Genomic DNA, 24203 nt, shown 5'->3' on the forward strand with positions numbered 1-24203 from the left:
ACACTCTCCTACAGTTCCGAAATGAACTCCGACAGGGATCGGTTCAGGTCCAACAGCCGGTCGCGGGCTTCCACCTGGTCCACCCAGGCGCGTTCCTGAATGGAGGTGATGCGTGCCTTGAGCTCCTCGAGCAAATGGTCGGAATCCCTGAGCAGGAAATCCCAGTCCACGCGGGGACGCGCAACGGCCATATCCACCACGGGTTCGAAGTCCTTGCCCGGTTCGAGTTCGAGCTCTTCCATGTATTCCGGGATATGGACATCGAAACCGAAACGCTCCCGGATGACATCCGCAAAGACCTTCTGGCCCTCGGCCTCGCCGTGCACCAGCACGATCTTGACCGGCGTGTTGCGAAGGGTCTCGAGCCATTCGAGCATCTCGGCCTGACCCGCGTGACCGGAAAAACCGTTGATGGTCACGACCTTTGCCTTGACGGCCACATCCTCGCCGAAGATGCGCACCTTTCGTGCGCCGTTGACGATCTTGCGTCCGGGAGTACCCACGCCCTGCCAGCCGACAAAGACCACGCAGCAGTTGGGCTTCCAGAGGTTGTGGCGCAGGTGGTGCTTGATGCGGCCCGCGTTGGCCATGCCGCTGGCCGAGATGATGATGGCCGATTCATGACGCTCGTTGATCGCTTGGGACTGTTCCCTGCTTTCCGTGAAGTGCAGGTTGGGAAGATCCAGGGGATGTTCGCCCTTGTTGATGAAGGCCTGGGTCTCCTTGTCGAAGAACTCTGGATGCTTGCGGAAGATTTCCGTGGCGCGGATGGCCAGGGGACTGTCCAGGTAGATGGGCATGTCCTCGGGCAGCTTGCCCTGCTTGCGCAGCAGGAACAGGGAATAGATGATCTGCTGCGAACGTTCCACGGCAAAGGCGGGAATGACCACCTTGCCCTTGTTCTGATGGCAGTACTTAATGGCCTCGGCCAGGTCGTTGAGGCTGTTCTCGGCGTCTTTGTGGTTGCGGCTGCCGTAGGTGGACTCCAGGAAAAGATAGTCCGTTCTCTCGACTTCCTCCGGATCCTGCACGATGAGCTGCTCGGGGCGGCCCAGGTCGCCGGAAAAAACGATCTTGGTGGGCTTGCCGTCCTGGTAATATTCAAGCTCGATAAAGGCCGAACCGAGAATGTGCCCGGCGTCGCAATACCTGACCTTGATGCCCGGCACGGGCTCGAAGGATTTGCCGTATTCGACGGTCGCCAGCAGCGGGATGGTCCGCTCGGCGTCGCTGGTGGTGTACAGGGGGCTGACAACCTGCTGCCCCTTGCGCTTCGCCCTTTCGTTTTCCCATTCGGCTTCCATTTCCTGGATGTGCCCGCTGTCAAGCAGCATGATCTCCAGAAGATCCCTGGTGGGCGCCGTGCAATAGATGGGGTTCTTGTATCCTCGAGAAACCAGGGCGGGCAGCAGCCCGCTATGGTCGATATGCGCATGGGTCACGAGAACAAAATCAATGTTCTTCGCGTCATACGCCTGGTAGTTTTCATTGCGGGTTTCTATTTCCGCGTTCCCCTGGTGCATGCCGCAGTCCACGGCAAAACGTTTGCCTTCATGTTCGAGAATATAACAGGAACCACTGACAGTTCGGGCCGCTCCAAGAAATGTTACTTTCATAGACTGCTCCAAGGTTTTCCCGCCCCGTTTCCGAAATAATCAGCTTCCGGTCGGGAAAAAATAAGTGTATTGATAGCTTACAGGGATTCACTCTTCCCTGACAACAACATGCAACATAAAAGCGAATCAGGCAACATCCTGATAGCACCTGCGCAAACAGGCCCCGCCACCTCAACCAAGGAGCATGAATGCACAATTCCAAGCAGTACCTCATCGATGACCTCTCCATGCAGGAGTCCTGGCGGCTGTTCAAGATCATGTCCGAAATCGTGGACGGCTTCGAAACCCTGAGCGACATCGGCCCGGCCGTGTCGGTCTTCGGGTCGGCCAGGGTCAAGCCCGACGAGCCGCTCTACAAGCAGACCGAGGAACTTTCCGCGGAACTGGCGAACGCCGGATTCACGGTCATCACCGGCGGCGGCCCCGGCCTCATGGAGGCGGGCAACAAGGGCGCCAAGGAGGCTGGCGGCCAATCCGTGGGCCTGCACATCCACCTGCCCCTGGAACAGCACAACAACGACTACATGGATGTGCGCTGCGACTTCCGCTACTTCTTCATCCGCAAGCTCATGTTCATCAAGTATGCCATGGCCTACGTGGCCCTGCCCGGCGGCTACGGCACCCTGGACGAACTCTCCGAGGCGCTGGTGCTCATCCAGACCAAGCGCATCCGCCCGTTCCCCATCGTACTGTTGGGCACCGAGTACTGGAGCGGACTCATCGACTGGTTCAAGAACAGCATGGTGACCAGCAAGTTCTGCAACGTGGAAGACCTGGACCTGTTCCTTGTCACCGACGACATCAAGGAAGCCGTGAACCACATCAAGCGTCACGTGGTCCTCTAAACACACAGGCCCGCTTCTTCCGAAGCGGGCCCTTTCCGGAGCCCCCTTGACCAACCGCAGCAAAGCCCTGACCTACGGCCTGTGCACGGTCCTGATCTGGTCCACCGTGGCCACGGCCTTCAAAATCGCCCTCAAGCATCTCGACCCGCTGCAACTGCTGCTCTGCGCCAACGTCGTTTCCATCGGCGCGCTCTTCGCCATTCTCGCGGCACAGGGAAAACTCCGGACCCTGCGCATGCCCAACAGGGAAATCCTGCGGGCCGCGATCCTGGGCGTGCTCAACCCGTTCCTGTATTACGCGGTACTGTTCAAGGCCTATGCCCTGCTCCCGGCCCAGGAAGCGCAGCCCATCAACTTCACCTGGGCCATCACCCTGAGCCTGCTCTCGGTGCCCCTGCTGGGGCAAAGACTTTCCCTGCGCGAATTCATCGCCATTCTCGTCAGCTACCTCGGCGTACTGACCATCTCCACCCACGGAGAACTCACGGGCCTGCATTTCAGCAGCATGAGCGGCGTGGCCCTGGCGCTGGCCAGCACGATCATCTGGGCGCTGTACTGGATATACAACACCCGGAGCAAGGGCGACCCCGTGGCGGGCCTGCTGCTCAACTTCCTGTTCGGCCTGCCCTGCGTCCTGGCGGCCACGCTGATCTTTTCCGAACTGCCCTCCCTGACCTGGCGGGCCGCCCTGGGAGCGTCCTATGTGGGCATCTTCGAAATGGGCGTCTCCTTTGCCCTCTGGCTCACGGCGCTCAAGTACGCCGCAGGCCCGGACGGCGGCGGCACCGCGCGAGTGGCCAACCTGATCTTCCTTGCGCCGTTCCTCTCCCTGGTCTTCATCCACTTCATAGTGGGCGAGGAAATCCGCCTCTCCACCATTGCAGGGCTTGCATTCATCATAGCGGGCAATGCGCTCATGCAGACCGCTTCCCGAAAACGCTAGGACTCCAGCCTGACATCCGCGGCCAGAACACCGAGGCTCACGCCCCGGGAATCCCGGACTGGGGTGGAAACCGTTATGCACTTGCCGCCGGATGCCGAGGATACATAAACATCGGACACGTAGTAGGTGCCGCTTTCCACGGCCCCGTCGAACCACGGCCTTCCGGCCCAATCCGAGCCGTGGGCCCCCCTGTCCTCGGAATACTCCATAACCTCACCGCCTATGTTGCTGACCACCTGGCGCCCCTTGGCGTCGGTCACATACAGCAATTCGAGGAAGGCATGCTTGCGCACCGCAGCCTTGAGCACCGATTCCATGTATCCCCGCTCAAGATCGACAAATCCCGGCGCGCCGATGATATCCTCGAGAACTTCCTGAACCCGACCGTTGCCCACCAGCTCAAAGGCCTCCACCAGTGCGGATAGGTCATCCAGGCGTTCCCCGAGCACGGAAACCGCCGCGTCGGAATCGCGCATCTGTCCCCCGGTGGATTCGGAAATGGCATTCACCTCCGTGATGGTGCGGGTAATGGCCTCGCTGGCGGCGGATTGCTGCGAGGCAGCGGTGGCGATCTCACGAATGCGGTCGGCGCTTTCTCCCGCATGGGCGACAATATCCTCCAACGCGGACCCCGAAGCCTCGGCCTGCAACGCCGCCGAATCAGCGACATCGGCCATGTGCTCCACGCCCTTCACGGTCCGCTCCACCTCGCTCTGAATGGTCTGAATCTCCACGCCCACGTCCCTGGTGGCCTCCATGGTCTTCTCCGCCAGCTTGCGCACCTCGTCGGCCACCACCGCGAATCCGCGTCCGGCGTCCCCGGCCCGGGCCGCCTCGATGGCGGCGTTGAGCGCCAGCAGATTGGTCTGGTCCGCAATATCGGAGATCACCCCCATGATGCGGCCGATGCCCTCGGCCTGCCTGCCCAGCCGCGCCACACGGTCCGTCAGCTCGCGCGAGCTTCCTGAGGCGGTGCGGATCGATTCCAGGGTTTGCGCCACGATATCGGCCCCGGTCCGGGCGCGGCCCATGGCCTTTTCCGCAGCCTCTGACGCGGCGTGGGCGCTGGAGGCGGTTTCACTCACAGAGGCGTTCATCTGTTCCATGGCGGTCGCGGCCTCGCCAATGCATTTCTGCTGCTCCTGCGCACCGGTGCGCGCCCTGGCGGACGCCTCGCCCACCCTACCGGATTCACCGCGCACACCGCCAATGACCTCATTGAGGGTCTGGGCGGCGGAAAGAAGCCCCTGGCAACGGGTGCTTTCCGCCTTGCTCCGCACTTCCTCCATCTCCGTCCGAAGCCGCAGGGTCTCGGCCTGCGCGGCCTCGCACTGCTCCAGGCTCGCCACCAAGGTCCCGTCCGTCGCCGTCAGCCGTTTAACAATTCGGTGAATTCCGGCAACGGCCTTGTCAAACATCCCGGCAGGAATCTCTTTCTTCTGCAAAACCGGACTTTCGCCAGCCGCGACCGTCTCCACCAGCGATTCCACGAGACGGTATTGCCGGACAGCCCTCCGGCTCATGAAAAACACGGCCAAAAACAATGCCGCCGCAACAAATATGAATACTCCCCCCGCCAAGCTCATGGACATATTTGTAACTTCCGGCTCCGGGCCTACCGAGGCCGCAACCAAGCTTCCCCCGCTCCAGAAAAAGAGCGCCCCAAGCACGGAACACACTGAAATAGTAAAACAAAATACTGCCATACTTTTTGCCATCACAACCTCCACTATTGCTGAACATGCGTAAGCGACAGGGACGACAAAGCAAAAGCAAGGCCAAATTCACCATAAAAAAAGGCCGCCCTTTCGGACGGCCCGTTCAACCTTCTTGCGCCAACCCTAGAGAAAATCAGGGTCGATGCTCGCCTTTCCTCCTGCGAGGACAAGCTTGATGTAACGCACGGTCCTGTCGTCCACCGGCACGATGGGAAAATTCCTGCGGCAGGCGTCGCACTGGGCCATGGCCGGACGCGTGGGCGCAATGAGCGGTACCTCGCGCTCGCAATGCGGGCAGGGGTAGAGATAGATGATTTCCAGCCCTGCGGGCTTCACAGGAGTCAACGGCTTCTTGGTTTCGGACATGTTCTCGTATTTCCTTTTATTTGATCAGGCACTTGCCCGTCATTTCGGCAGGCTTTTCCAGACCCATCAGGGACAGGATGGTGGGCGCGATATCGCCAAGGATGCCCGGCTCCAGCGTGCCTGAAACGCCTTCCTCGATGTACACCAGCGGCACGGGGTTGGTGCTGTGTGCGGTCTGGGGGCCGCCGTCCGGTCCGATCATCTCCTCGGCATTGCCGTGGTCGGCGGTAAGCAGCACACGGCCGCCCTGCTCCAGCATGGTGGTGACCACGCGCTCCACGCAGGCATCCACGGTAACGCAGGCCAGGTTGGCGGCCTCGATGATGCCGGTATGGCCCACCATGTCCAGGTTGGCGAAGTTGCAAACGCTCAGGTCGTACTTGCCCAGGCGTTCCACCAGCTTGTCCGCGACCTCGTCCGCGCTCATCTGCGGCTTGAGGTCGTAGGTGGCCACGTCGCGCGGGGACTGCACCAGTTCGCGATCTTCGCCCTCGTAGGGCTCTTCGCGGCCGCAGTTGAGGAAATAGGTCACGTGGGCGTATTTCTCGGTCTCGGCAATGCGCAGCTGTTTGAGCCCGGCCCTGGAAACAACCTCGCCCAGGGTGTTGGCGTAGCTTTCGGGCGGGAAGGCCACGGGCAACGGAAAGGTGGACTCGTACTGGGTCATGGTTGCGAAACCGGCCAGTGCGGGCACCTTGCCGCGCTTGAACTCGGTAAAGTCGGCCTCGAAGATGGCCCGGCAAATCTGACGGGCTCGGTCCGCGCGGAAGTTGAAAAAAAACACCGCGTCGCCGTCACTGATGCACACATCCTTGCCACCCACCAGGAACGGCTTTATAAATTCGTCATTTTCACCGGCGTCGTAGGACTCCCGGATACCGGCGATTGCGTCGGCCTTCACCGGGACGTCGCCCTCCACCAGGGCCTTGTAAGCCAGCTCATTACGCTCGAAGCGCTTGTCGCGGTCCATGGCGTAGTAACGGCCGGAAACCACGCCGGGGCGGCCGATGCCGATCTCGTCCATCTTGGCCACGAGCTGCTCCACATAGCCCTTGCCGCTGACGGGCGGCGTGTCGCGGCCGTCCATGAAGCAGTGCACGATGACCTCGGGAACATTCTTTTCCTTGGCCATCCTGAGAAGCGCGTAAATGTGGTTCTGGTGGCTGTGCACCCCGCCGTCGGAGATGAGGCCCATGAGATGCAGGCGACCGCTTCCGGCCTTGGCCTTTTCCATGAGGTCCACCAGGGTCGGGTTCTCGTTGATGGAGCCGGTTTCGATGGCCATGTCGATGCGGGTCATGTCCTGGTAGACCACGCGGCCCGCGCCGATATTCATGTGCCCCACTTCGGAGTTGCCCATGAAGCCGTCGGGCAGCCCCACGGAGCGGCCCGAACAGAGCAGCTCGGTATGGGGGTATTTCTCAAGAAGGGAATCCAGGAACGGGGTGGACGCGTTGCGCACGCAGTTGCCCTTGCCGTCCGGGGCGATTCCCCATCCGTCCAATATCAACAGAAGCGTATTCTTTTTGGTCATTCGTTACTCCCTGGGCTTTTCGCCGCAGAAATTCCTGCGCTCAGCCTCGGACCACATGCCCTCGATATTGTAAAAATCACGCAATTCGGACTGGAACACATGAATGATCATGTCATTGAGATCGACGAGGATCCAGTCTCCGGGCTTGTATCCTTCCATGCCGAGGAACTCGATTCCTTCCTCCCGGCACTTTTCAAGCACGAAATCGGCCAGGGCCTGGCCGTGCTTGAGGCTGCGGGCCGAAACCACGCAGATGGTTTCCGTGATGGAGCAAAGGCCGGCCACATCCATGGTGACGATGTCTTCGCCCTGCTTTTCATCCAGCCATTCACAGACGAGAGCAGCCTTTTCGCTGCTGGAAATGTCTTTGTACTTCTTCTCTTTCTTCACTGCTACATTCCTAATATTTGGCCGTGATCAAATCATTCAGATCACGTTTGGGCACATGATGCACGCCCTTGTCATCACGCCAATATTTGATGCTTCCGTCCTCCGGAAGCGGCTCGACGGTCACGTGTTCTGCGGGCACGCCCAGGGCGAGCACCAGCAAAATCTCATGGTTTTGGGGGATACCCAGGATGGCTGAAAGCCTTTCCCGGTTGACACTACCGAGCATGCAGCCGCCGTATCCCATGGAAACGGCGCCGAGCATGATGGTCTGGGCCGCGATGCCCTGATCGCCCCAATCCTCCTTTGTCAGTTCACGGTCAACACAGATGACCACATAACCGGTGGGACGCTCTCCCTCGTCCGGACCGGGCCAATGGGGCAGGTAACCTGCCCAGCCGAGGGTCGGAAACACTTCGGCGCATTTCTCCTCGTCGGCGACAAGCACGAAGCGCAGGGCCTGCAGATTGCGGGCGCAGGGCGTCAGTCTAGCCAGGGCCACCAGTTCCACGAGATCATCCATGGAAACCGGGTGGTGCCGGGCAAAACGACGATAGCTTCGATTTTTCTCGACGAGTTCGCGAAAATCCATTTTCCACTCCCCTCTTGGGTTGAACACAGGTTTAGTAAAGGATTACGATCATGCCTGCAACGTCATTTCAATTATATACCCTGACCGAAAAAACTCCATGACGGGAAAAACTGCCTGCGGGCAGACACGCCGCGCTTGACAGCCGAGAGACAACTGTTGCATGTTCCCTGCATGATCAAACTGTTTTTCTTCCGTTTTTTCTTTTTTATGGACCTAACATGAGGATGCTCGTGGAGTAGGAAAGACGGATAATTACCGACGATCAAGGGCCACGGGCATCCTGCCAGTGGCCCTTTTTTATTTCAGTTCTGGCGAATCATCAAAGGAGGAATCGGGATGATTTACGATGTGGACAATGAGACCCTGCCGAGGGAGGACCTGGAGAAACTCCAGCTCAAACGGCTCAAGAACCTGTGCGAACGGGTCTACAACAACGTGCCGTTCTACAGAAAACGGTTTGATGAGCTGGGCATCAAGCCGGCGGACATCAAGAGCCTGGAAGACGTGAGGCACCTGCCCTTCACCGAAAAGCAGGACCTGCGCAACCAGTATCCCTTCGGCATGTTCGCCGTGAGCCGCGACAACATCGTGCGCATCCACTCCTCCTCCGGCACCACGGGCAAGGCGACCGTGGTCGGGTACACCAAGCGCGACATCGAGAACTGGGGGCATCTCATGGCCCGCTGCTTCGTGGCCGCTGGGGCGACCTCCAAGGACATGATCCACAACGCATACGGCTACGGCCTGTTCACCGGCGGCCTGGGCGCCCACTACGGCGGCGAGACCCTGGGCGCGGCCATGGTCCCCGTCTCCGGCGGGGCCACCCGCAGGCAGGTCATGCTGCTCAAGGACTTCGCCCCCACCGTCATCTGCTGCACCCCCTCCTACAGCCTGTTCCTGGCCGAGACCGCCGAGGAGATGGGCATCGACATCAGGGAGCTGCCTCTCAAGATCGGCATCCTGGGCGCGGAGCCCTGGACCGAGGAAATGCGCAAGGACATAGAAAAACGCCTGGGTATCACCGCCATCGATATCTACGGCCTGTCCGAAATCATGGGCCCCGGCGTGGGCATCGAATGTCACGAGGCGCAGGACGGCCTGCACATGATGGAAGACCACTTCCTCGTGGAAATCATCGACCCGGCCTCGGGCGAGCCGCTGCCCCCGGGCGAAACCGGCGAACTGGTCATCACCACCCTGACCAAGGAGGCCATCCCCCTGATCCGCTACCGCACCCGGGACCTGACCTCGCTCAACGTCACCCCGTGCAAATGCGGCCGCACCACGGCGCGCATGCAGCGCGTCACCGGCCGTAGCGACGACATGCTCATCATCCGCGGCGTGAACGTGTTCCCGTCCCAGATCGAATCCATCCTCATCGAGACCGAGGGCCTGACCCCGCACTACCAGCTCATCATCGAGCGCCAGGGCAACATGGACACCCTCACGGTCAACGTGGAGGTGACCGAAGGCATGTTCTCGGACGAAATTAAAAATTTACAGCGCCTTGAATCCAAGGTACAAAAGAACATTAAGGAATTCCTCGGCGTCACGGCCCGAGTGAAGCTCGTGGAACCCAAGGGGATCGAGCGTTCCGTCGGCAAGGCCAAGCGCATCATCGACAAGCGCAACGACTAGGAAACCATTCACCCGTAAAATACAGCGAGGAGAGCCATGAAAGTAGATCAGCTTTCCATATTTCTGGAGAACCGCGCAGGCCGCTTGGCCGAGGTCACCCGCATCCTGAACGAGGCCGGGGTGAATATCCGCGCCCTGTCCCTTGCCGACACCTCGGACTTCGGCATTTTGCGGCTCATCGTCTCCGACTTCGAGACCGCCAAGACCAAGCTCAAGGAAAACGGCTTCACCGTGGGCCGCACCGCAGTGGTGGCCGTGGAGGTCAAGGACGAGCCGGGAGGACTGCACGCCATCCTGTCCATGCTCCAGGAAGCGGACATCAACGTGGAATACATGTACGCCTTTGTGACCCAGAGCGGGGACAGCGCCGTACTCATCTTCCGTTTCGACCGGACCGACCAGGGCATCGAGATGCTCCAGAAAAACGGTTTCACGATCATCCCCGGCGAAAAGCTCTACACCCTGTAGCAGCCGCCCAAAGCAAACAGAGGGAGCCGGGATTCCGGCTCCCTTTTTTTTATTAGCCATGAAAGCAGTCGGAATACTCCAGCGCCACGGCGAATATGAATGGCACCTGCCCAAAACCGGCGACATGCTGGTTCCGGGAATCATCTACGGCAGCCACGCCATCATCCGGGACATGGACCCTGCCGCCATCCAGCAGGTGCGCGACGTGGCCTGCCTGCCAGGCATTGTCCGGGCCGCCATGGCCATGCCCGACGCCCACAAGGGATACGGATTTCCCATCGGCGGTGTAGCCGCCTTCGACCCCAAAAACGGCGGCGTGGTCTCGGCCGGCGGAGTGGGCTTCGACATCGCCTGCGGAGTGCGCACCCTGCTCACCGGCCTGACCCGCGACGACATTCTGAGCCGCCAGGAGGAACTGGCCGAGGCCCTTTTCCGGGCCGTGCCCTCGGGCGTGGGCAAAGGCGGCTCCATCCTCCTGGACGGCGACGAAATGGACGCAATGCTCTCCAAGGGAGCCGCATGGGCGGTGAGTCGAGGGTTCGGCGTAGGCAGGGATCTGGAGCGCTGCGAGGAAAAAGGCACCATGGCCGGAGCCGACCCGCGCGAGGTGTCCAGGCAGGCCAAGGCGCGCATGCACGACCAGATGGGTTCCCTGGGTTCCGGCAACCACTACCTGGAAGTCCAGTGGGTCGAACGGATACTGGATGCGGAAAAGGCCGGGGGCTACGGGCTCAGGGAAGGCGACGCCGTGGTCAGCATCCACTGCGGCTCGCGGGGGCTCGGCCACCAGAGAGGAACGAACTTCCTGGAGGAAATGGCTCCCCGCCGCAAGGGAAGACGCAAAATCATGGGAGTGGTCATTCCCAACCGGGAACTGGCCTGCGCCCCCATCGAATCGGAGCTGGGACAACGCTACCTCGGAGCCATGCGCGCGGGCATCAACTGCGCCCTGGCCAACCGGCAGGTCATCTCGCACCTGACGCGCCAGGCCTTTGCCGAAGCCTTCCCCAATGCGCGACTCGACCTGCTCTACGATGTCTCCCACAACACCTGCAAGGCCGAGAAGCACGACACGGGCGGCGGGGCCATGAAAACCGTCTATGTGCACCGCAAGGGAGCCACCCGTTCCTTCCCGCCCGGCCATCCATCCCTCCCGGCCGATATCCGGGCGGCAGGACAGCCCGTGCTGGTGGGCGGCAGCATGGGAACCCCCTCCTTCATCCTGGCCGGGACCGAGTGCTCCATGCAGGCCAGTTTCGGCTCCGCCTGCCACGGGGCAGGACGAGCTCTCAGCAGGACGGCGGCCAAAAAACGTTTTATCGGCAGAGACATAGCAGAATCTCTCCGCCACCAAGGGATCTTTGTACGCAGTTTCTCATTCAAAGGCATTGCCGAAGAAGCGCCGGGCGCGTATAAAGATATTATTGAAGTCATCACGTCCGCGCGATACGCCGGGCTGGCGGCCCCTGTGGCCCGCCTCCGCCCCTTGGTCTGCGTGAAGGGATGACCCGAGAGAGGAAGTATATATGCCTGAAAAAGATGTGATCGACAGCCAGTTTCTGGAGTCGATGGCCAAGAAAAAACCGTTCCTGAAGAAGATGTTCGCCGTCTTTGTCAGCCAGGAGCCGCACCGGGTGCAGCAGATCAAGGACGCCTTGGACGCTGGGGATGTGGATCAGCTCCGCCACCTCGCCCACTCGCTCAAGGGCGGTGCCGCCACCATGGGGGCCGAGCGGGTGCGCGAATGCTGCCTGCTGCTGGAAACCGCAACCAAGGACAACGACATGGGAGCCGCCCGCACCCATCTTCAGTGTCTGGAAAACGAAATGAACAACGCCTACACGTTCATGTTCAACTACATGGCCGACAACTAGCGCTTCGCCCGCAGCGAAACGAAAAGCGCCCCTCCTCTCTGGCAATTGAGGAGGGGCGCTTTTCGTTTGCGCAAAATCAGATCTCCCTTCGAAGCGGCGCCCGCCCTATTCCGGGGACGATCCGGGCCACACCGAAACCGCTGCGTACCAGGGCCCAAATTCCGGTGCCGCTCCAGACCCAGACCAGGATGTTCTCCAGGCCCAGGGCGTCGAACAAGAGCACCACCGGAGCCGCAACCAGGACCGCCCCGAGCATGGCATTGCGCAGGTACTTGAAATCGCCCATGCCCCAATGAATGCCGTCCGTGGCGCAGGCCAGGGACATTACGGGAAGAATCAGGGACAGGGTAATCCAGGCTCCGTCAAAGGCCGCCCGGGCCTCGGGCGGAACCAGCAGCCAGGCCACCCACTCCACGCCCAAAATCATGGCCGCACACAGGCCCACGCCCGTGCCGACGCTCCACCAGCAGGTGTAGACAGCCACGCGCCGGGCATTGCGAACATCCTGGCGGCCGATGAAAAAACCCACCAGGCTTTGGCCGGTGATGGCAAATGCGTCCATGAACAGGGCCGCGAAAATGAAGAACTGGCGGATGGCCTGATAGGCCGCCCCTTCGACGGCTCCGGCATGGTTGGCCACCCGGGTGCACAGGGACAGGAAAAGCAGCACAAGCCCGGTGCGGATGAACAGGTCGCCGCCGATGCTGAACAGCTTTCGCATGTCCGCGAGGCTGACGTGGAACGTGAAGCCCACCTTGCGGAACAGCACCAGCAGCACCCAGAAAGCTCCGATCCACTGGGCAATGGAACTGGCGATGGCAGCTCCGGCGACCCCCATGGCCGGAACAGGGCCGTAGCCAAAGATGAGCACCCAGTCGAGCAGCACGTTGAGGCCATTGATTCCCGTGGCCACCCAGAGCGGCGTGTGCATGTCCTGGGCCCCGCGCAGGGAACCGAAACAGGCCACGGTCACCAGCACGGCGGGCGCACCCAGCAGGCGGTAAAGCATGTAGTCCTCGGCCAGGCCGAGCACGGCCCCGTCGCCGCCCAGGGCAAAGGCTATGGGCCGCAGCAGCGGAGAAACGCCGACCATGAGTACTATGCCGATGCCGACGGACAGGAACACGGCCAGGGCACCCATCTTGGCGGCCTTTTCACGTTCCCCGGCCCCCATGAAGCGGGCCACCTCCGTCTGGGTGCCGATACCCAGGAAATTGAATACCCAGAACACGGCGGAAAAGGCCATGGCCCCGATCCCCAGGGCGGCCACGGCCTCGGAACCGAGGCGGGCCACAAAGGCGGTGTCGGCCAGGCCGGTCATCGGCTCGGCCACCAGGGAAAAGAGCACGGGCAAGGACATGCTCACCAGCGTCCTGTTGGGGGCCTTGATGAAATCGTGCTCCCCGCTCGCAACAGTTGCCACGGCAACCTCATTTATTTTCAGGTCAAAGAGAAAGCCGGGAGAGGCGTTCCTCCCCCGGCTGAAACACAATGTTCAGTCCATGGAACGGCCTTAGAATATGTCCGCCATGGCATAGAGCTTTCCGGGCTTCCGCTCGGACAGCCACTTGGCGGCCCGTAGCGCGCCCGCGGCGAAGGTCTCGCGGGAATGGGCGCGGTGGGTTACCTCGATGCGCTCGCCCGGCCCGAAGAAAAACATGGTGTGGTCGCCCACCACGTCGCCGCCGCGCAGGGTCTGCACGCCGATCTCTTCCTTGGGACGCGCGCCGATGATGCCGTCGCGGCAATGCTGCTTCACGTTGTCGTAGTCCCAGCCGCGCGCCTCGGCCAGGCACTGGCCCAGCTTGATGGCCGTGCCGCTGGGCGCGTCCTTCTTCATCTTGTGGTGGATCTCGGAAATCTCGATGTCATATGCCTCGCCCAGTTGCTTCACCAGTTGGGGCAGCACCTTGAGCAGCACGTTGACGCCGACGCTCATGTTCGGAGCCCAGAAAACCGGGGTCTTTTGGGCGGACTGCGCCAGATCGGCCTGCTGTTCAGCCGTCAGGCCGGTGGTGCCGACAACGCACGGATTCCCGTGTTCGGCAGCGATCCGGGCCATTTTCACGGAGGCCTCCGGGGCGGTGAAATCAACAATCACCGCGCCGGGGCATTTGGGAAGCAGTTCCTCCAGATTGTCCGCAACCTCGCATTTGAGCATTTCCAGGCCCTGGGCATGGCCCGGGCGCTCGCACACACCCACGAGGCTGAGTTCATCGTCCCGCATTGCCATGCCTGCAAGCATTGCTCCCATGCGCCCGTTGGCGCCCATGATGATGACGTTCGTAGCCATGATGGCGACTCCTTATATAAAAACGTGCGGTGGTGACGCGTTATCCGGCCTCACGGATCAAATCCATGAAGGCCTCGAAATCAATGATGTTCAGGCCCAGCTTTTCGGCCTTGGCGATCTTGCTGCCCGCCTTTTCCCCGGCAACCACGTAGTCCACCTTCTTGGAAATGGACTTCACGGCCGAGCCGCCCCGCTCCTCCACCAGGGCATGCGCCTGGTTGCGGGACATGTCCGGCAGACTTCCCGTGAAGATGAACGTTTTCCCGGAAAGCGGCAAGCCCTTTGCCTCCCCGGCAGCCTCTTTGCCGCCCCGGGGCCAGAAATCCACGGCCTTGAACCGCTCCAGCAGCAACATTGCGGGCTCGCTCTGAAAAAAATCCCGAATGCTCTCGGCCACAATGCCACCCACGTCGGGCAGGTCCTGCAGCTCCTCCCGGGTGGCCCTGGACAGTTCGTCGAGATCCTCGAAGGTGTCGGCCAGGGTGCGGGCGGTCTGTTCGCCCACATGCCGGATGCCCAGTGCGGCCACGAGCCGCCACAAGGGAGCTTCCTGGCGGGCCCTTTCAATGGCGTTGATGAAATTTTCCGCGGACTTGTCGCCCATGCCCTCGTACTTGAGCAGATCGATCTTGCTCAGGGAGAACAGGTCCGCCGGGCTCTCCAGCCGCCCTTCGTCGGCCAGCTTCTCCACCCAGCGCTTGCCCACTCCTTCCATATCGAGACCGGCCTTGGACACGAAGTGCACCAGCCACTTGACCACCTTGGCCGGACATTTCTCGTTGGAGCAACGCACGGCTTCGCCGTCCTCGTAGGCCTCGCTGTGGCAGACGGGACAGACCACCGGAAAGGAATACGCTTCGGACCCCTCTGGGCGCTTGTCCATGACCACGGACACCACCTGGGGGATAACGTCCCCGGCCCGCTGGATGACCACGGTATCCCCCTCGCGGAAGTCGTTTTCCGCGATATAGGCCTTGTTGTGCAGGGTGGCGCGGGAAACCTCCACGCCGCCGACACGCACCGGCACCAGTTCGGCCACCGGGGTCAGCACGCCGGTGCGGCCCACCTGGATACGGATGGCATGGATGCGCGTGGTGGCCTGCTGGGCCGGAAACTTGAGGGCCAATGCCCAGCGCGGCGCACGGGAAGTGAAGCCCAAAGCGCGCTGCATCTCCAGCTTGTTTACCTTGGCGACCACCCCGTCGATCTCGAACGGCAGCGTTTCGCGCCGCTCCATGAGCTCGTTGAAATATTCGGCCACCTCCTGCCTGCTCCGGCACAGCCGGGCCTCGGGCGGGATGGCGAACCCCAGTTCGCCGAGACCCCGCATGATCTCCTGCTGGGTGGACCAGGCAAACAGGGCGGGCATGCCCTCCACCCTGCCCACGCCATAGGCCAGGAAGCGCAGGGGGCGCGCCGCAGCAACCCTGGGGTCGAGCTGGCGCACGGAACCGGCTGCGGCGTTGCGCGGGTTGGCAAAAACCTTTTCCCCCTTGGCGGCCTGCCGTTCGTTGAGCCTGGCAAAATCCTCATTGCCCATGACCACCTCACCCCGCACCTCCAGCACAGTGGGGATGTTGGAACCGCGAAGCACCAGGGGCAGGTTCATGACCGTACGCATGTTGTGGCTGACCACCTCGCCCACGACACCGTCCCCGCGCGTGGCGGCCAGGGAAAACTTCCCGTTCTCATAGACCACTTCCACGGCCAGGCCGTCCATCTTGGGGTCGGCCCAGTATTCCACGTTGTCCCGGCCCACCCCCTTGGAAACGCGGTCCGTAAACGCGAACCACTCGTCCGTATTCATGGCGTTGTCCAGGCTGTACATGCGCAGGGCGTGTTCGTACTGCTCAAAACCCTGGGCGGGCTCGCCGCCCACGCGCCTGGTGGGCGAGTTGGGGTCGTCCAGCTCGGGGTACTGCTCTTCCAGACCCTTCAGTTCCCGGAAAAGGCTGTCGTATTCCAGATCCGGTATCTGCGGTTCGTCGAGAACGTAATAGAGATGATTATGGTGCTCGATTTCCGCGCGCAGGGTTTCCACGCGCCGCACCACTTCGGGAGAAGCCATAACTGTCCGTTGTGAAAGGTTACAAAATGGCCTGGATGGCGGTCAGATCCCGCTTCTTGCCCACGGCCAGCAGCGTATCGCCCGAGTGGATGATTTCCTTGGGCCCGGGATTGAAAACCATATCGCCGTTCGCCTTCTTGATGGCGATGATGATCAGGTTGAACCGGGGCCGGATCTGGGATTCAATGAGATCCTTGCTCACCAGCTCTGAGTCCGGCGAGACATAAAGCTCTTCCATCTGGAGGTCAATGCCGCCGCGCAGGGCCAGTTCCACGAAGTTGGTGGCCGTGGGCCGCAGCACGCTCTGGGCCATGCGGATGCCGCCAATGAAATGCGGCAGGACCACGCGGTTGGCCCCGGCCAGCTCCAGACGCGCGATATGCGACTTGTCCCCGGCCCTGGCGATGATATTGATGTCGGGATTGAGCTGGCGGGCCGTGAGCGTCACATAAACGTTGGCCGCTTCGGAGGTCAGGGCGCTGATGAGCGAACGGGCGTGGAGCAGCCCCACGGAAAGCAGCACGGCGTCACTGGTGGCATCACCCTCTATACAGAGAACGCCCTCCTGCTCCATGCGCTCGATGAGTTCCGGATTCTGCTCGATGACCACCACGGAGTAGCCCTCGCCCATGATCTCCTGTGTCACGATGCTGCCGATGCGGCCATAGCCGCAGACGATGAAGTGGTCCTTGAGTTTGCCGATTTCCTTCATCATTCTCCGTCTCCCCCAAAGTATCTGAAGCCGACCTTCCACCAGCACCTGGGAAAAGGCGGCCGCAATGTACAAGAAACTACCCACGCCGCCGATGATCATAAACGCGGTGAAGATACGCCCGGCATCGGAAAGCTGGTGCACCTCCATGAAGCCCACCGTGGAAAGGGTAATGACCACCATGTAGAAGGCGCTGACAAAATCCCAGCCCTCGATGACCATGTAGCCCACGATGCCGGTAATAACCACGACGATGCTGAAAACCGCACCGAGCAGCATGCTCCAGTAGGTTCCCATCCTGGCCCGAAGCCCCAGCATTTTCTGATGAAAGCTCTTGATCATGGCACCCTACCCGAGCTTGATCAGCCGCTCGCGCATGATTTCTATGCGGTCCCTCAGTTCCGCAGCCCGTTCGAACTCCAGTTCCTTGGCCGCATCGCGCATTTCCCGCTCCATCCGGCGTATCTCCTTTTCCATCCGCTTTGGATCACCCTCGTAACGGGTGAAATCCTCGGCCGCCTTGGCGATGAGATCATCGTCCGGCGCGCCGGAAATGGCGGCCAGCGGATTGTCCATCTTCTTGCGGATGGTCTGGGGCACAATACCATGCTGCTCGTTGTAGGCAAGCTGCCTGGCGCGTCTCCGTTCGGTCTCGTCCATGGCTTCGCGCATGGATCGGGTCACCCGGTCCGCATACATGATCACCCGTCCCTCGGCATTGCGCGCGGCGCGGCCGAAGGTCTGGATCAGGGAACGGACGGAACGAAGGAACCCTTCCTTGTCCGCATCCAGCATTGCTACCAGTGAAACCTCGGGAATATCAAGCCCTTCCCGCAGGAGATTTATGCCCACCAGCACGAAGAACTCCCCTTCGCGCAGGGCCTTGATGATGGCCATGCGTTCCAGGGTGTCTATGTCCGAATGCAGGTAGCGCGAGGGCACGCCCATTTTGTTCAAGTAATCGTTGAGGTCCTCGGCCATGCGCTTGGTAAGCGTGGTCACCAGCACCCGCTCGTTCCTTTGCTGCCGCTTCTTGCATTCCTCCAGCAGGTCGTCGATCTGCCCGGCGGTGGCGCGAACCTCGAGCTGCGGGTCCACCAGGCCGGTGGGCCGTATGATCTGCTCGGCCACCAGGCCCTGGGCCCGGTCCAGTTCCCACGTGCCGGGAGTGGCCGAAACATAGACGGCCTGGCCGATGCGCTCCAGAAACTCCTCGAAATTGAGCGGCCGGTTGTCCAGAGCCGAAGGCAGCCGGAAACCGAAATCCACCAAAGTGGTCTTGCGCGAACGGTCGCCGTTGAACATGCCGCCCACCTGGGGGATGCTGATGTGGGATTCGTCCACAAAAATCAGGAAATCGTCCGGGAAGTAGTCCAGCAGGGTCGCGGGAGGCTCACCGGCCTTGCGGTTGTCCAGATGCCGGGAATAATTCTCGATACCGCTGCAATAGCCGATCTCCTCGATGGTCTCCAGGTCGAACATGGTGCGCTGTTCCAGGCGCTGGGCCTCCACCAGCCGATTCCGCTTCTTCATGGTGGCGAGGGTCACCTGAAGTTCGTCGCGAATGTCGTCCATGGCCCGGTTCAGGTTGTCACGGTCCGTGACATAGTGGCTGCCCGGATAGATGACGGTCTTGCGGAGCTTGGTCTTGACCTCGCCGGTGAGCGGATCGGCCTCGCAGATGGAGTCGATCTCGTCGCCGAAGAACTCGATGCGCAGGGAGACCTCGCGATTGTAGGCGGGAATGATCTCCACCACGTCCCCACGCACCCGGAAGGTCCCGCGGTGCAGGTCGTAGTCGTTGCGCTCGTAATGCACCTCCACCAGCCGTTCCAGCAGGGACTCCATGGACATGGCCTGCCCCTCTTCCACGGGGATGAACATCTTGGCGTAGTACTCGGGAGATCCCAGGCCGTAGATGCAGGAGACCGAAGCCACGATGAGCACGTCCCGCCGGGTCAGCAGGGCATGGGTGGCGGCATGGCGCAGACGCTCGATGTCGTCGTTGATGGAGGAATCCTTCTCGATATAGGTATCGGTGCGCGGCAGATAGGCTTCCGGCTGATAGTAGTCATAATAGCTGACGAAATATTCGACGGCATTGTGCGGGAACAGGGACTTGAACTCGCTGTAGAGCTGGGCGGCCAGGGTCTTGTTCGGGGCCAGCACCAGGGCCGGACGGTTGAGCCGGGCCACCACGTTGGCCACGGTAAAGGTCTTCCCCGACCCGGTGACGCCGAGCAGAATCTGGTCCCGCACGCCCGACGTGATGTTGGCGACGATCTGATCGATGGCCTCGGGCTGGTCCCCTGTGGGATCATATTCGGTGACAAGCTTGAAATCCGGCATGTCCTTCCTGAAACATTCTTGTATGCGGGAGTCACTTCCCGTATGATGACGGTGGAATATCCTGCAACTTGAGCATGGAGCACAGCATGAACATCACCATTCCCCCGCTCGAAAAACCATTACCGGTCGACCGCGCCCACGTCCTGTCCATGACCATCAAGACCTTCAAGGGACGGCGCAACGTGGAGGTCCACCTGTTCCGGTCGCACTGGCCTTCCGGCGAGGAAACCCATTTCGACTGGAAGTCGTTGCTGGCCCCCGACGCCATGCGTCCCGGCTCCGATGCCCCGGAATGTAAAAACATCGTTCTGGAGGCCTTTACCGAAGTGGAGCGCGACACCATCATCAACTACCTGAAAGGCCAGTATTCCACAAGGATTACGAGTATCAACGCCGCCACGCTCTCCTTTCCGATCCCGGCGGGACTCCCCCCGCTTTCCAGCGTGGCGGAAGGAAAGAACATAGGCTTCATCGTCTTTGAAAAAATCCCCAGTTATTCACTGGAGATCCCGCTCAAGGGGCTCTACGACCTGAGCCAGCACCGTCCCATCGTGGCGGAGGAATAGAAAGGGCGGCCCCAGGCCGCCCCTCGTCTTCTTGTCCGGGCCCTATTGACCGTCTCCCCCATCTCCCTCCAGGGATTCCAAGCCTTCCAGCAACTGGGCGGGATTGACATGAACACCCACCGAAGTCTTGGTCTCGGTGGTGGTCTTGGTCATGGAACTGCCGTCCCCGGAAACCGAGGTATGGGAGGACTCATGCGAAGAGCTCCAGTCCTTGCCCACCGATGGAAGCGCCGCGGCCGCTGCATTGGCGGCCCCCTTCAGGGCACCGGAGGAGGAACCGTCATACGTGGGAGGCTCGGCGGCCTGCAGGGCGGAAAGTTCCTCGGGCGTCAGGATTCTCCAGTGCCCGTCCCCCTCGCGCAACGCCTCGCCCCGCATTTCCTGGGTCCGACCGCCGCGCGTCGCGGTCAGCAGGAACGGCCGATGCCAGCCGTCCGCCCGATCGAGGGCGGCTTCGGGGGTCATGTGAAATTCAATGCCGCCGTCAGGACTTTTCCAGGTCAGGGACTTGCCGGACTTCTCCCGTTCCAGAATGCGGCCGACGACCTGCTGATCAAACGAGGAGAGAGTCGCCAACGTGGGCAGCTCACTGGCGGCCTGGGCAGCGGCGGGAGTCCCGGCCTGTGGGGTTAGGGCCACGGAAACCGCAGAGGGGGTTAGCACATAGGCCTCGCCGCTCTGCTCCTGTTCCTGAATGGAATTGACGCCCGACATGACGCCCATGGAGTCGTCCTTGAAGAAATTGGCGTCATGAAGGCCCTCGCTCACGGCATTCATGGTCACCTTTTCCTGCTGGTACTTGCGCTTGATGATCACATCCTCCTGCCTGTACTGTTCCTTCTTCAAGGTCAGGATGTGATCCCGGTTGCGCTCCAGTTCGACGCTGGTGGGGGTCTGGCCGACCATCTTGCCGTCCACGTAGAGATCGGCCCCCATGGGATTGGAGGAAACCGGAACGGCCTGGGTAAACACCTGTGCCTGGCAGCCCGCCATGAGTCCGCTCAACAGCAGGATCCCGGCAACGATCGAATGGGAAATCTTCATGCGCTCCTCGCAAATCAGGTTGAGTTAAAGGCAGAAGGCCTTTTACCACCCGGGACGCGCAAGCGACATGATATTATTCGCGCTGCCAGTCGAAACGCCAGCGGCCCTCACGCGGCTCGTCCTCGTCTATGGACCTGCGGACGCGGTCGATGAAATCCGGGCGCTGCAACTCCACGGCCCCGAAACGCAACAGGTGCTCGGTCGTCTGCTGGCAGTCGATAAGCCGGAAGCCCCATCTGCAGAGTTGGCGGACCAGCATGACAAAGGCGGCCTTGGAGGCATCCGGGACGGCATAGAACATGGACTCACCGAAAAAGACCCTGCCCAGGGAGACGCCGTACACGCCTCCCACAAGCTTGCCGTCCAGCCAGGCCTCGACACTGTGGGCAAAGCCCATGTCGTGCAGCAGGGAATACGCCTCCACCATCTCGTCCACGATCCAGGTGCCGTCCTGGCCGGGCCTCGGCGTCCGCGCGCACCCGTTGATCACGCCCCTGAAATCCTTGTCCATGGTGAAATCGAAACGGCGCTGATTGAGGACGCGCCGCAGGCTCCCGGGCACGTGCAGGTCCTCGGGAAACAGCACCAGCCGGGGATCGGTGGACCACCAGAGAATGGGGGAATCCGGCGAATACCAGGGAAAAATTCCGTTGGCATAGGCCGTGAGCAGCCTGGTAACGGAAAGGTCGCCGCCCACGGCAAGCAGCCCGTCCGGTTCTGCGTCCTCCGGGTCCGGAAAGACCGGTTCCTCAAAAAGCCTGTAAATCACCATGTTCCGCCGTTGTTGCTATTGATCACACATGAAACGCGCCATGAAAAAGGCGGCCCCATGGGCCGCCTGCAATTGTCTTAGCCGGATTCTCAATCCTGTTTGCCGGACGCGTCAAAGGTGAAGATGAATTCCCGGGAAGTCCCCCCGGCCGGAATCTTCTTCTTTGATTTACCCTTTCCGACAACATCCATGGTCGCCACACCGCCCTTCATGAGGCTTCCGAACAGCAGTTCGTCGGCAATGGCGTCCTTGACCTCGGCCTGGATAACGCGGGCCATGGGGCGTGCGCCAAAGGCCGGGTCGTAGCCCAGTTCGGCAAGCCGCCTGCGGGCGGCCTTGGTCAGGTCCACGCGGACACGGCGTTCGCCAAGCTGATCGTTCAGTTCGCCGATGAACTTGTCCACGATCATTTCCATGACCTCCGGGGTCAGCGCACCAAACGGCACGGTGGCGTCCAGGCGGTTGCGGAACTCTGGGCTGAACAACTTTTCGATGGCCTTAAGCGCGCCGTCCTTGCGGTCGCCCTCCTCGTCGCGGCGGAAACCAATCTGGCCCTTGGACATTTCCCAGGCCCCGGCATTGGAGGTCATGAGCAGGATTACATGACGGAAATCGGCCTTGCGCCCGTTGTTGTCGGTCAGCGTGGCGTAATCCATGACCTGAAGCAGGATGTTGAACACATCGGGATGGGCCTTTTCTATCTCGTCGAAGAGCACCACGCAATGCGGCTGCTTGCGCACGCCTTCGGTGAGCAGGCCGCCCTGATCGAATCCCACATAGCCCGGAGGCGCGCCGATGAGCCGCGCCACGGCATGCTTTTCCATGTATTCGCTCATGTCGAAGCGCAGAAACCCGACCCCGAGGGTGCCGGCCAACTGACGGGCCAACTCGGTCTTGCCCACGCCCGTGGGACCGGTGAGCAGGAAGCTGCCCACAGGACGGCCGGACTGCTTCATACCCGCGCGGGAGCGCTTGATGGCCCCGGCCAGGGTCTTGACCGCTTCGTCCTGGCCGAAAACCACGGCCTTGAGATCGTCCTCCAGATGCTGAAGACGTCCCTTGTCGGAAACGGTCAGGCGGCGAGCCGGAATGCGGGCCATGCGGGCCACGACCTTCTCGATGTCCTGCACCGAGATCCTGTCCTTCTTGCGCGGCCGCCCGGACAGGCGATACTGGGCTCCGGCCTCGTCCATGACGTCGATGGCCTTGTCCGGCAGGAAGCGATCGTTGATGTGACGCCCGGCGAGCTCGGCCGCGGCCTTGAGCGCAAAATGACTGTAGGTGACGCCGTGGAATTCCTCGTAGTAGGACTTGAGGCCCTTGAGGATCTCCAGGGTTTCCGGCACGCTGGGCTCGGGCAGGTCGATCTTCTGGAACCGGCGCGACAGGGCGCGGTCCTTTTCGAAATGATTCTTGTATTCCTCGTAGGTGGTGGAACCCATGCAGCGGATATCCCCGGAAGCCAGGAACGGCTTGAGGATATTGGAGGCATCCATGCTGCCCCCGCTCACGGAGCCCGCGCCCACGATGGTGTGGATCTCGTCGATGAACAGGATGGCGTCCTCGTGGTGCTTGAGCTGGCTCAGCACGCCCTTGAGGCGGGCCTCGAAATCACCACGGTACTTGGTCCCGGCCAGCAGTGCCCCCATGTCCAGGGCGTAGATCTGCACGTCACGGAAACTGCGGGGCACCTTCCCCTGCACCACCTGCAGAGCCAGGCCCTCGGCCATGGCGGTCTTGCCCACGCCGGGATCGCCCACGAAGATGGGATTGTTCTTGCGGCGGCGGGCCAGCACCTGGATGGCGCGCTCCATTTCCTCTTCGCGCCCGATAAGCGGGTCCACAAGCCCCTTCCTGGCGCGTTCGGTCAGGTTGGTGGTGTACTCCTCCAGAGGGCTCTTCTGGTCCCCAGGACGGGAGGACGGACTTTCCTTGGCGGGCTTGGGTTCGGGTTCGCCGGCCGAGGGGCTGCTCCACTCCTGGGTTTCGTGCATGCCGTGCGAGATGTAGTCCAGCACGTCCAGGCGGGAGACGTCGTGAGTGCGCAGGAAATAGACCGCGTAGGAATCCTCTTCATCGAACATGGCGGCGAGCACGTCGCCCACTTCCACGATATCCTTGCCCGCGGCCTTTTTCTGCCACACGGCGCGTTGCAACACCCGGCGCACGCCCAGGGTCTGGATGACCTCGGTCTCCGTATCCTCGGGCAGCGCCTCCATGTTGTCGCGGAAAAAGGCGCTCAACTGGTCATGCAGCTTGGTCACCTCCACCCCGCAGGAAGTGAGGATTTCCTTGCCGTTGTCCTCGCGGGAAATGGCATAGAGCAGGTGTTCCAGGGTGAGAAATTCGTGATTACGTCGCTTGACCTCATTCACGGCGTCTGTAAGAGCATTTTCAAGCCCCTTGCTCAGCATCGTC

At 61.4% G+C, this 24203-nt stretch carries 21 protein-coding genes; 7 read left to right on the forward strand and 14 right to left on the reverse strand.

Going from position 1 to position 24203, the window contains the following annotated elements; translation table 11 throughout:
• Nucleotides 1-8: 8 nt before the first annotated feature.
• Complete coding sequence (locus FGL65_RS12940) at nt 9-1616, reverse strand: MBL fold metallo-hydrolase RNA specificity domain-containing protein (protein WP_147821595.1); 1608 nt, start codon at nt 1614-1616, stop codon at nt 9-11.
• Between the two features lie 188 nt (nt 1617-1804).
• Here FGL65_RS12940 and FGL65_RS12945 point away from each other — a divergent pair, with 188 nt between their 5' ends.
• On the forward strand, nt 1805-2461 hold the full coding sequence (locus FGL65_RS12945; protein WP_147821596.1) for an LOG family protein: 657 nt from the start codon (nt 1805-1807) through the stop codon (nt 2459-2461).
• A gap of 46 nt (nt 2462-2507) precedes the next feature.
• On the forward strand, nt 2508-3404 hold the full coding sequence (locus FGL65_RS12950) for a DMT family transporter (RefSeq protein WP_147821597.1): 897 nt from the start codon (nt 2508-2510) through the stop codon (nt 3402-3404).
• Here the strand turns inward: FGL65_RS12950 and FGL65_RS12955 are convergent.
• From FGL65_RS12955 to FGL65_RS12975, 5 genes are all read right to left on the reverse strand, one after another.
• Nucleotides 3401-4927 carry a methyl-accepting chemotaxis protein gene (locus tag FGL65_RS12955; protein WP_250645486.1) on the reverse strand — a complete coding sequence of 509 codons (1527 nt, stop codon included), beginning with the start codon at nt 4925-4927 and terminating at the stop codon, nt 3401-3403. The genes FGL65_RS12950 and FGL65_RS12955 overlap by 4 nt on opposite strands.
• A 318-nt stretch (nt 4928-5245) precedes the next feature.
• Nucleotides 5246-5488, reverse strand: a complete 243-nt coding sequence (locus FGL65_RS12960; RefSeq protein WP_147821599.1) for a hypothetical protein — start codon at nt 5486-5488, stop codon at nt 5246-5248.
• 16 nt (nt 5489-5504) lie between these two features.
• On the reverse strand, nt 5505-7022 hold the full coding sequence (gpmI, locus tag FGL65_RS12965) for a 2,3-bisphosphoglycerate-independent phosphoglycerate mutase (RefSeq protein ID WP_147821600.1): 1518 nt from the start codon (nt 7020-7022) through the stop codon (nt 5505-5507).
• A 3-nt stretch (nt 7023-7025) separates the two neighbouring features.
• Nucleotides 7026-7412, reverse strand: a complete 387-nt coding sequence (gene rsfS / locus FGL65_RS12970; RefSeq protein ID WP_147821601.1) for a ribosome silencing factor — start codon at nt 7410-7412, stop codon at nt 7026-7028.
• A gap of 10 nt (nt 7413-7422) precedes the next feature.
• On the reverse strand, nt 7423-8001 hold the full coding sequence (locus FGL65_RS12975) for a nitroreductase family protein (RefSeq protein ID WP_147821602.1): 579 nt from the start codon (nt 7999-8001) through the stop codon (nt 7423-7425).
• Nucleotides 8002-8337: 336 nt separating this feature from the next.
• On the opposite strand from FGL65_RS12975, the gene FGL65_RS12980 reads away from it, so the two are divergent.
• From FGL65_RS12980 to FGL65_RS12995, 4 genes are read left to right on the forward strand one after another with little or no spacing between them, the layout of a single operon-like run.
• Nucleotides 8338-9639, forward strand: coding sequence for a phenylacetate--CoA ligase family protein (locus FGL65_RS12980; protein WP_147821603.1), 1302 nt, complete (start codon nt 8338-8340; stop codon nt 9637-9639).
• Nucleotides 9640-9675: 36 nt separating this feature from the next.
• Nucleotides 9676-10107, forward strand: coding sequence for an ACT domain-containing protein (locus FGL65_RS12985; protein WP_147821604.1), 432 nt, complete (start codon nt 9676-9678; stop codon nt 10105-10107).
• Nucleotides 10108-10165: 58 nt separating this feature from the next.
• Nucleotides 10166-11614: an RtcB family protein gene (locus FGL65_RS12990; protein ID WP_147821605.1), complete on the forward strand. Its 1449-nt coding sequence runs from the start codon at nt 10166-10168 to the stop codon at nt 11612-11614.
• A gap of 19 nt (nt 11615-11633) precedes the next feature.
• Complete coding sequence (locus tag FGL65_RS12995; RefSeq protein WP_147821606.1) at nt 11634-11981, forward strand: Hpt domain-containing protein; 348 nt, start codon at nt 11634-11636, stop codon at nt 11979-11981.
• A gap of 76 nt (nt 11982-12057) precedes the next feature.
• Here the strand turns inward: FGL65_RS12995 and FGL65_RS13000 are convergent, their stop codons facing one another.
• The 5 genes from FGL65_RS13000 to uvrB all read right to left on the reverse strand — a co-directional run bounded on the left by FGL65_RS13000 (nt 12058) and on the right by uvrB (nt 19403).
• On the reverse strand, nt 12058-13404 hold the full coding sequence (locus FGL65_RS13000) for an MATE family efflux transporter (RefSeq protein WP_250645487.1): 1347 nt from the start codon (nt 13402-13404) through the stop codon (nt 12058-12060).
• A 90-nt stretch (nt 13405-13494) separates the two neighbouring features.
• Nucleotides 13495-14274 carry a 4-hydroxy-tetrahydrodipicolinate reductase gene (gene dapB, locus FGL65_RS13005; RefSeq protein ID WP_147821607.1) on the reverse strand — a complete coding sequence of 260 codons (780 nt, stop codon included), beginning with the start codon at nt 14272-14274 and terminating at the stop codon, nt 13495-13497.
• Nucleotides 14275-14314: 40 nt separating this feature from the next.
• Entirely contained in the window at nt 14315-16342 is a 2028-nt protein-coding gene (gene ligA / locus FGL65_RS13010; RefSeq protein WP_147821608.1) for an NAD-dependent DNA ligase LigA, read from the reverse strand.
• Between the two features lie 19 nt (nt 16343-16361).
• Entirely contained in the window at nt 16362-17396 is a 1035-nt protein-coding gene (locus FGL65_RS13015; protein WP_250645488.1) for a potassium channel family protein, read from the reverse strand.
• A gap of 6 nt (nt 17397-17402) precedes the next feature.
• On the reverse strand, nt 17403-19403 hold the full coding sequence (gene uvrB, locus FGL65_RS13020; protein ID WP_147821609.1) for an excinuclease ABC subunit UvrB: 2001 nt from the start codon (nt 19401-19403) through the stop codon (nt 17403-17405).
• A gap of 86 nt (nt 19404-19489) precedes the next feature.
• On the opposite strand from uvrB, the gene FGL65_RS13025 reads away from it, so the two are divergent.
• On the forward strand, nt 19490-19969 hold the full coding sequence (locus FGL65_RS13025) for a hypothetical protein (RefSeq protein WP_147821610.1): 480 nt from the start codon (nt 19490-19492) through the stop codon (nt 19967-19969).
• Nucleotides 19970-20011: 42 nt separating this feature from the next.
• Here FGL65_RS13025 and FGL65_RS13030 read toward each other — a convergent pair whose 3' ends face one another.
• The 3 genes from FGL65_RS13030 to clpA form a co-directional block, all read right to left on the reverse strand.
• On the reverse strand, nt 20012-21013 hold the full coding sequence (locus FGL65_RS13030) for a PEGA domain-containing protein (RefSeq protein WP_147821611.1): 1002 nt from the start codon (nt 21011-21013) through the stop codon (nt 20012-20014).
• A gap of 73 nt (nt 21014-21086) precedes the next feature.
• On the reverse strand, nt 21087-21785 hold the full coding sequence (gene aat, locus FGL65_RS13035; protein WP_147821612.1) for a leucyl/phenylalanyl-tRNA--protein transferase: 699 nt from the start codon (nt 21783-21785) through the stop codon (nt 21087-21089).
• 89 nt (nt 21786-21874) lie between these two features.
• Nucleotides 21875-24199 carry an ATP-dependent Clp protease ATP-binding subunit ClpA gene (gene clpA, locus FGL65_RS13040; protein WP_147822760.1) on the reverse strand — a complete coding sequence of 775 codons (2325 nt, stop codon included), beginning with the start codon at nt 24197-24199 and terminating at the stop codon, nt 21875-21877.
• Nucleotides 24200-24203: the final 4 nt, after the last annotated feature.

This window comes from Salidesulfovibrio onnuriiensis (assembly GCF_008001235.1).
GTDB lineage: Bacteria > Desulfobacterota > Desulfovibrionia > Desulfovibrionales > Desulfovibrionaceae > Pseudodesulfovibrio > Pseudodesulfovibrio onnuriiensis.

Excerpts from the sequence above, each read along its gene's own strand:
- FGL65_RS12940 (WP_147821595.1), bottom strand. The coding sequence starts at position 1,616 with ATGAAAGTAACATTTCTTGGAGCGGCCCGAACTGTCAGTGGTTCCTGT.
- FGL65_RS12945 (WP_147821596.1), top strand. The coding sequence starts at position 1,805 with ATGCACAATTCCAAGCAGTACCTCATCGATGACCTCTCCATGCAGGAG.
- FGL65_RS12955 (WP_250645486.1), bottom strand. The coding sequence starts at position 4,927 with ATGAGCCGGAGGGCTGTCCGGCAATACCGTCTCGTGGAATCGCTGGTG.
- FGL65_RS12960 (WP_147821599.1), bottom strand. The coding sequence starts at position 5,488 with ATGTCCGAAACCAAGAAGCCGTTGACTCCTGTGAAGCCCGCAGGGCTG.
- gpmI (WP_147821600.1), bottom strand. The coding sequence starts at position 7,022 with ATGACCAAAAAGAATACGCTTCTGTTGATATTGGACGGATGGGGAATC.
- FGL65_RS12975 (WP_147821602.1), bottom strand. The coding sequence starts at position 8,001 with ATGGATTTTCGCGAACTCGTCGAGAAAAATCGAAGCTATCGTCGTTTT.
- FGL65_RS12980 (WP_147821603.1), top strand. The coding sequence starts at position 8,338 with ATGATTTACGATGTGGACAATGAGACCCTGCCGAGGGAGGACCTGGAG.
- FGL65_RS12985 (WP_147821604.1), top strand. The coding sequence starts at position 9,676 with ATGAAAGTAGATCAGCTTTCCATATTTCTGGAGAACCGCGCAGGCCGC.
- FGL65_RS12990 (WP_147821605.1), top strand. The coding sequence starts at position 10,166 with ATGAAAGCAGTCGGAATACTCCAGCGCCACGGCGAATATGAATGGCAC.
- FGL65_RS12995 (WP_147821606.1), top strand. The coding sequence starts at position 11,634 with ATGCCTGAAAAAGATGTGATCGACAGCCAGTTTCTGGAGTCGATGGCC.
- dapB (WP_147821607.1), bottom strand. The coding sequence starts at position 14,274 with ATGGCTACGAACGTCATCATCATGGGCGCCAACGGGCGCATGGGAGCA.
- ligA (WP_147821608.1), bottom strand. The coding sequence starts at position 16,342 with ATGGCTTCTCCCGAAGTGGTGCGGCGCGTGGAAACCCTGCGCGCGGAA.
- FGL65_RS13015 (WP_250645488.1), bottom strand. The coding sequence starts at position 17,396 with ATGATCAAGAGCTTTCATCAGAAAATGCTGGGGCTTCGGGCCAGGATG.
- uvrB (WP_147821609.1), bottom strand. The coding sequence starts at position 19,403 with ATGCCGGATTTCAAGCTTGTCACCGAATATGATCCCACAGGGGACCAG.
- FGL65_RS13025 (WP_147821610.1), top strand. The coding sequence starts at position 19,490 with ATGAACATCACCATTCCCCCGCTCGAAAAACCATTACCGGTCGACCGC.
- FGL65_RS13030 (WP_147821611.1), bottom strand. The coding sequence starts at position 21,013 with ATGAAGATTTCCCATTCGATCGTTGCCGGGATCCTGCTGTTGAGCGGA.
- aat (WP_147821612.1), bottom strand. The coding sequence starts at position 21,785 with ATGGTGATTTACAGGCTTTTTGAGGAACCGGTCTTTCCGGACCCGGAG.
- clpA (WP_147822760.1), bottom strand. The coding sequence starts at position 24,199 with ATGCTGAGCAAGGGGCTTGAAAATGCTCTTACAGACGCCGTGAATGAG.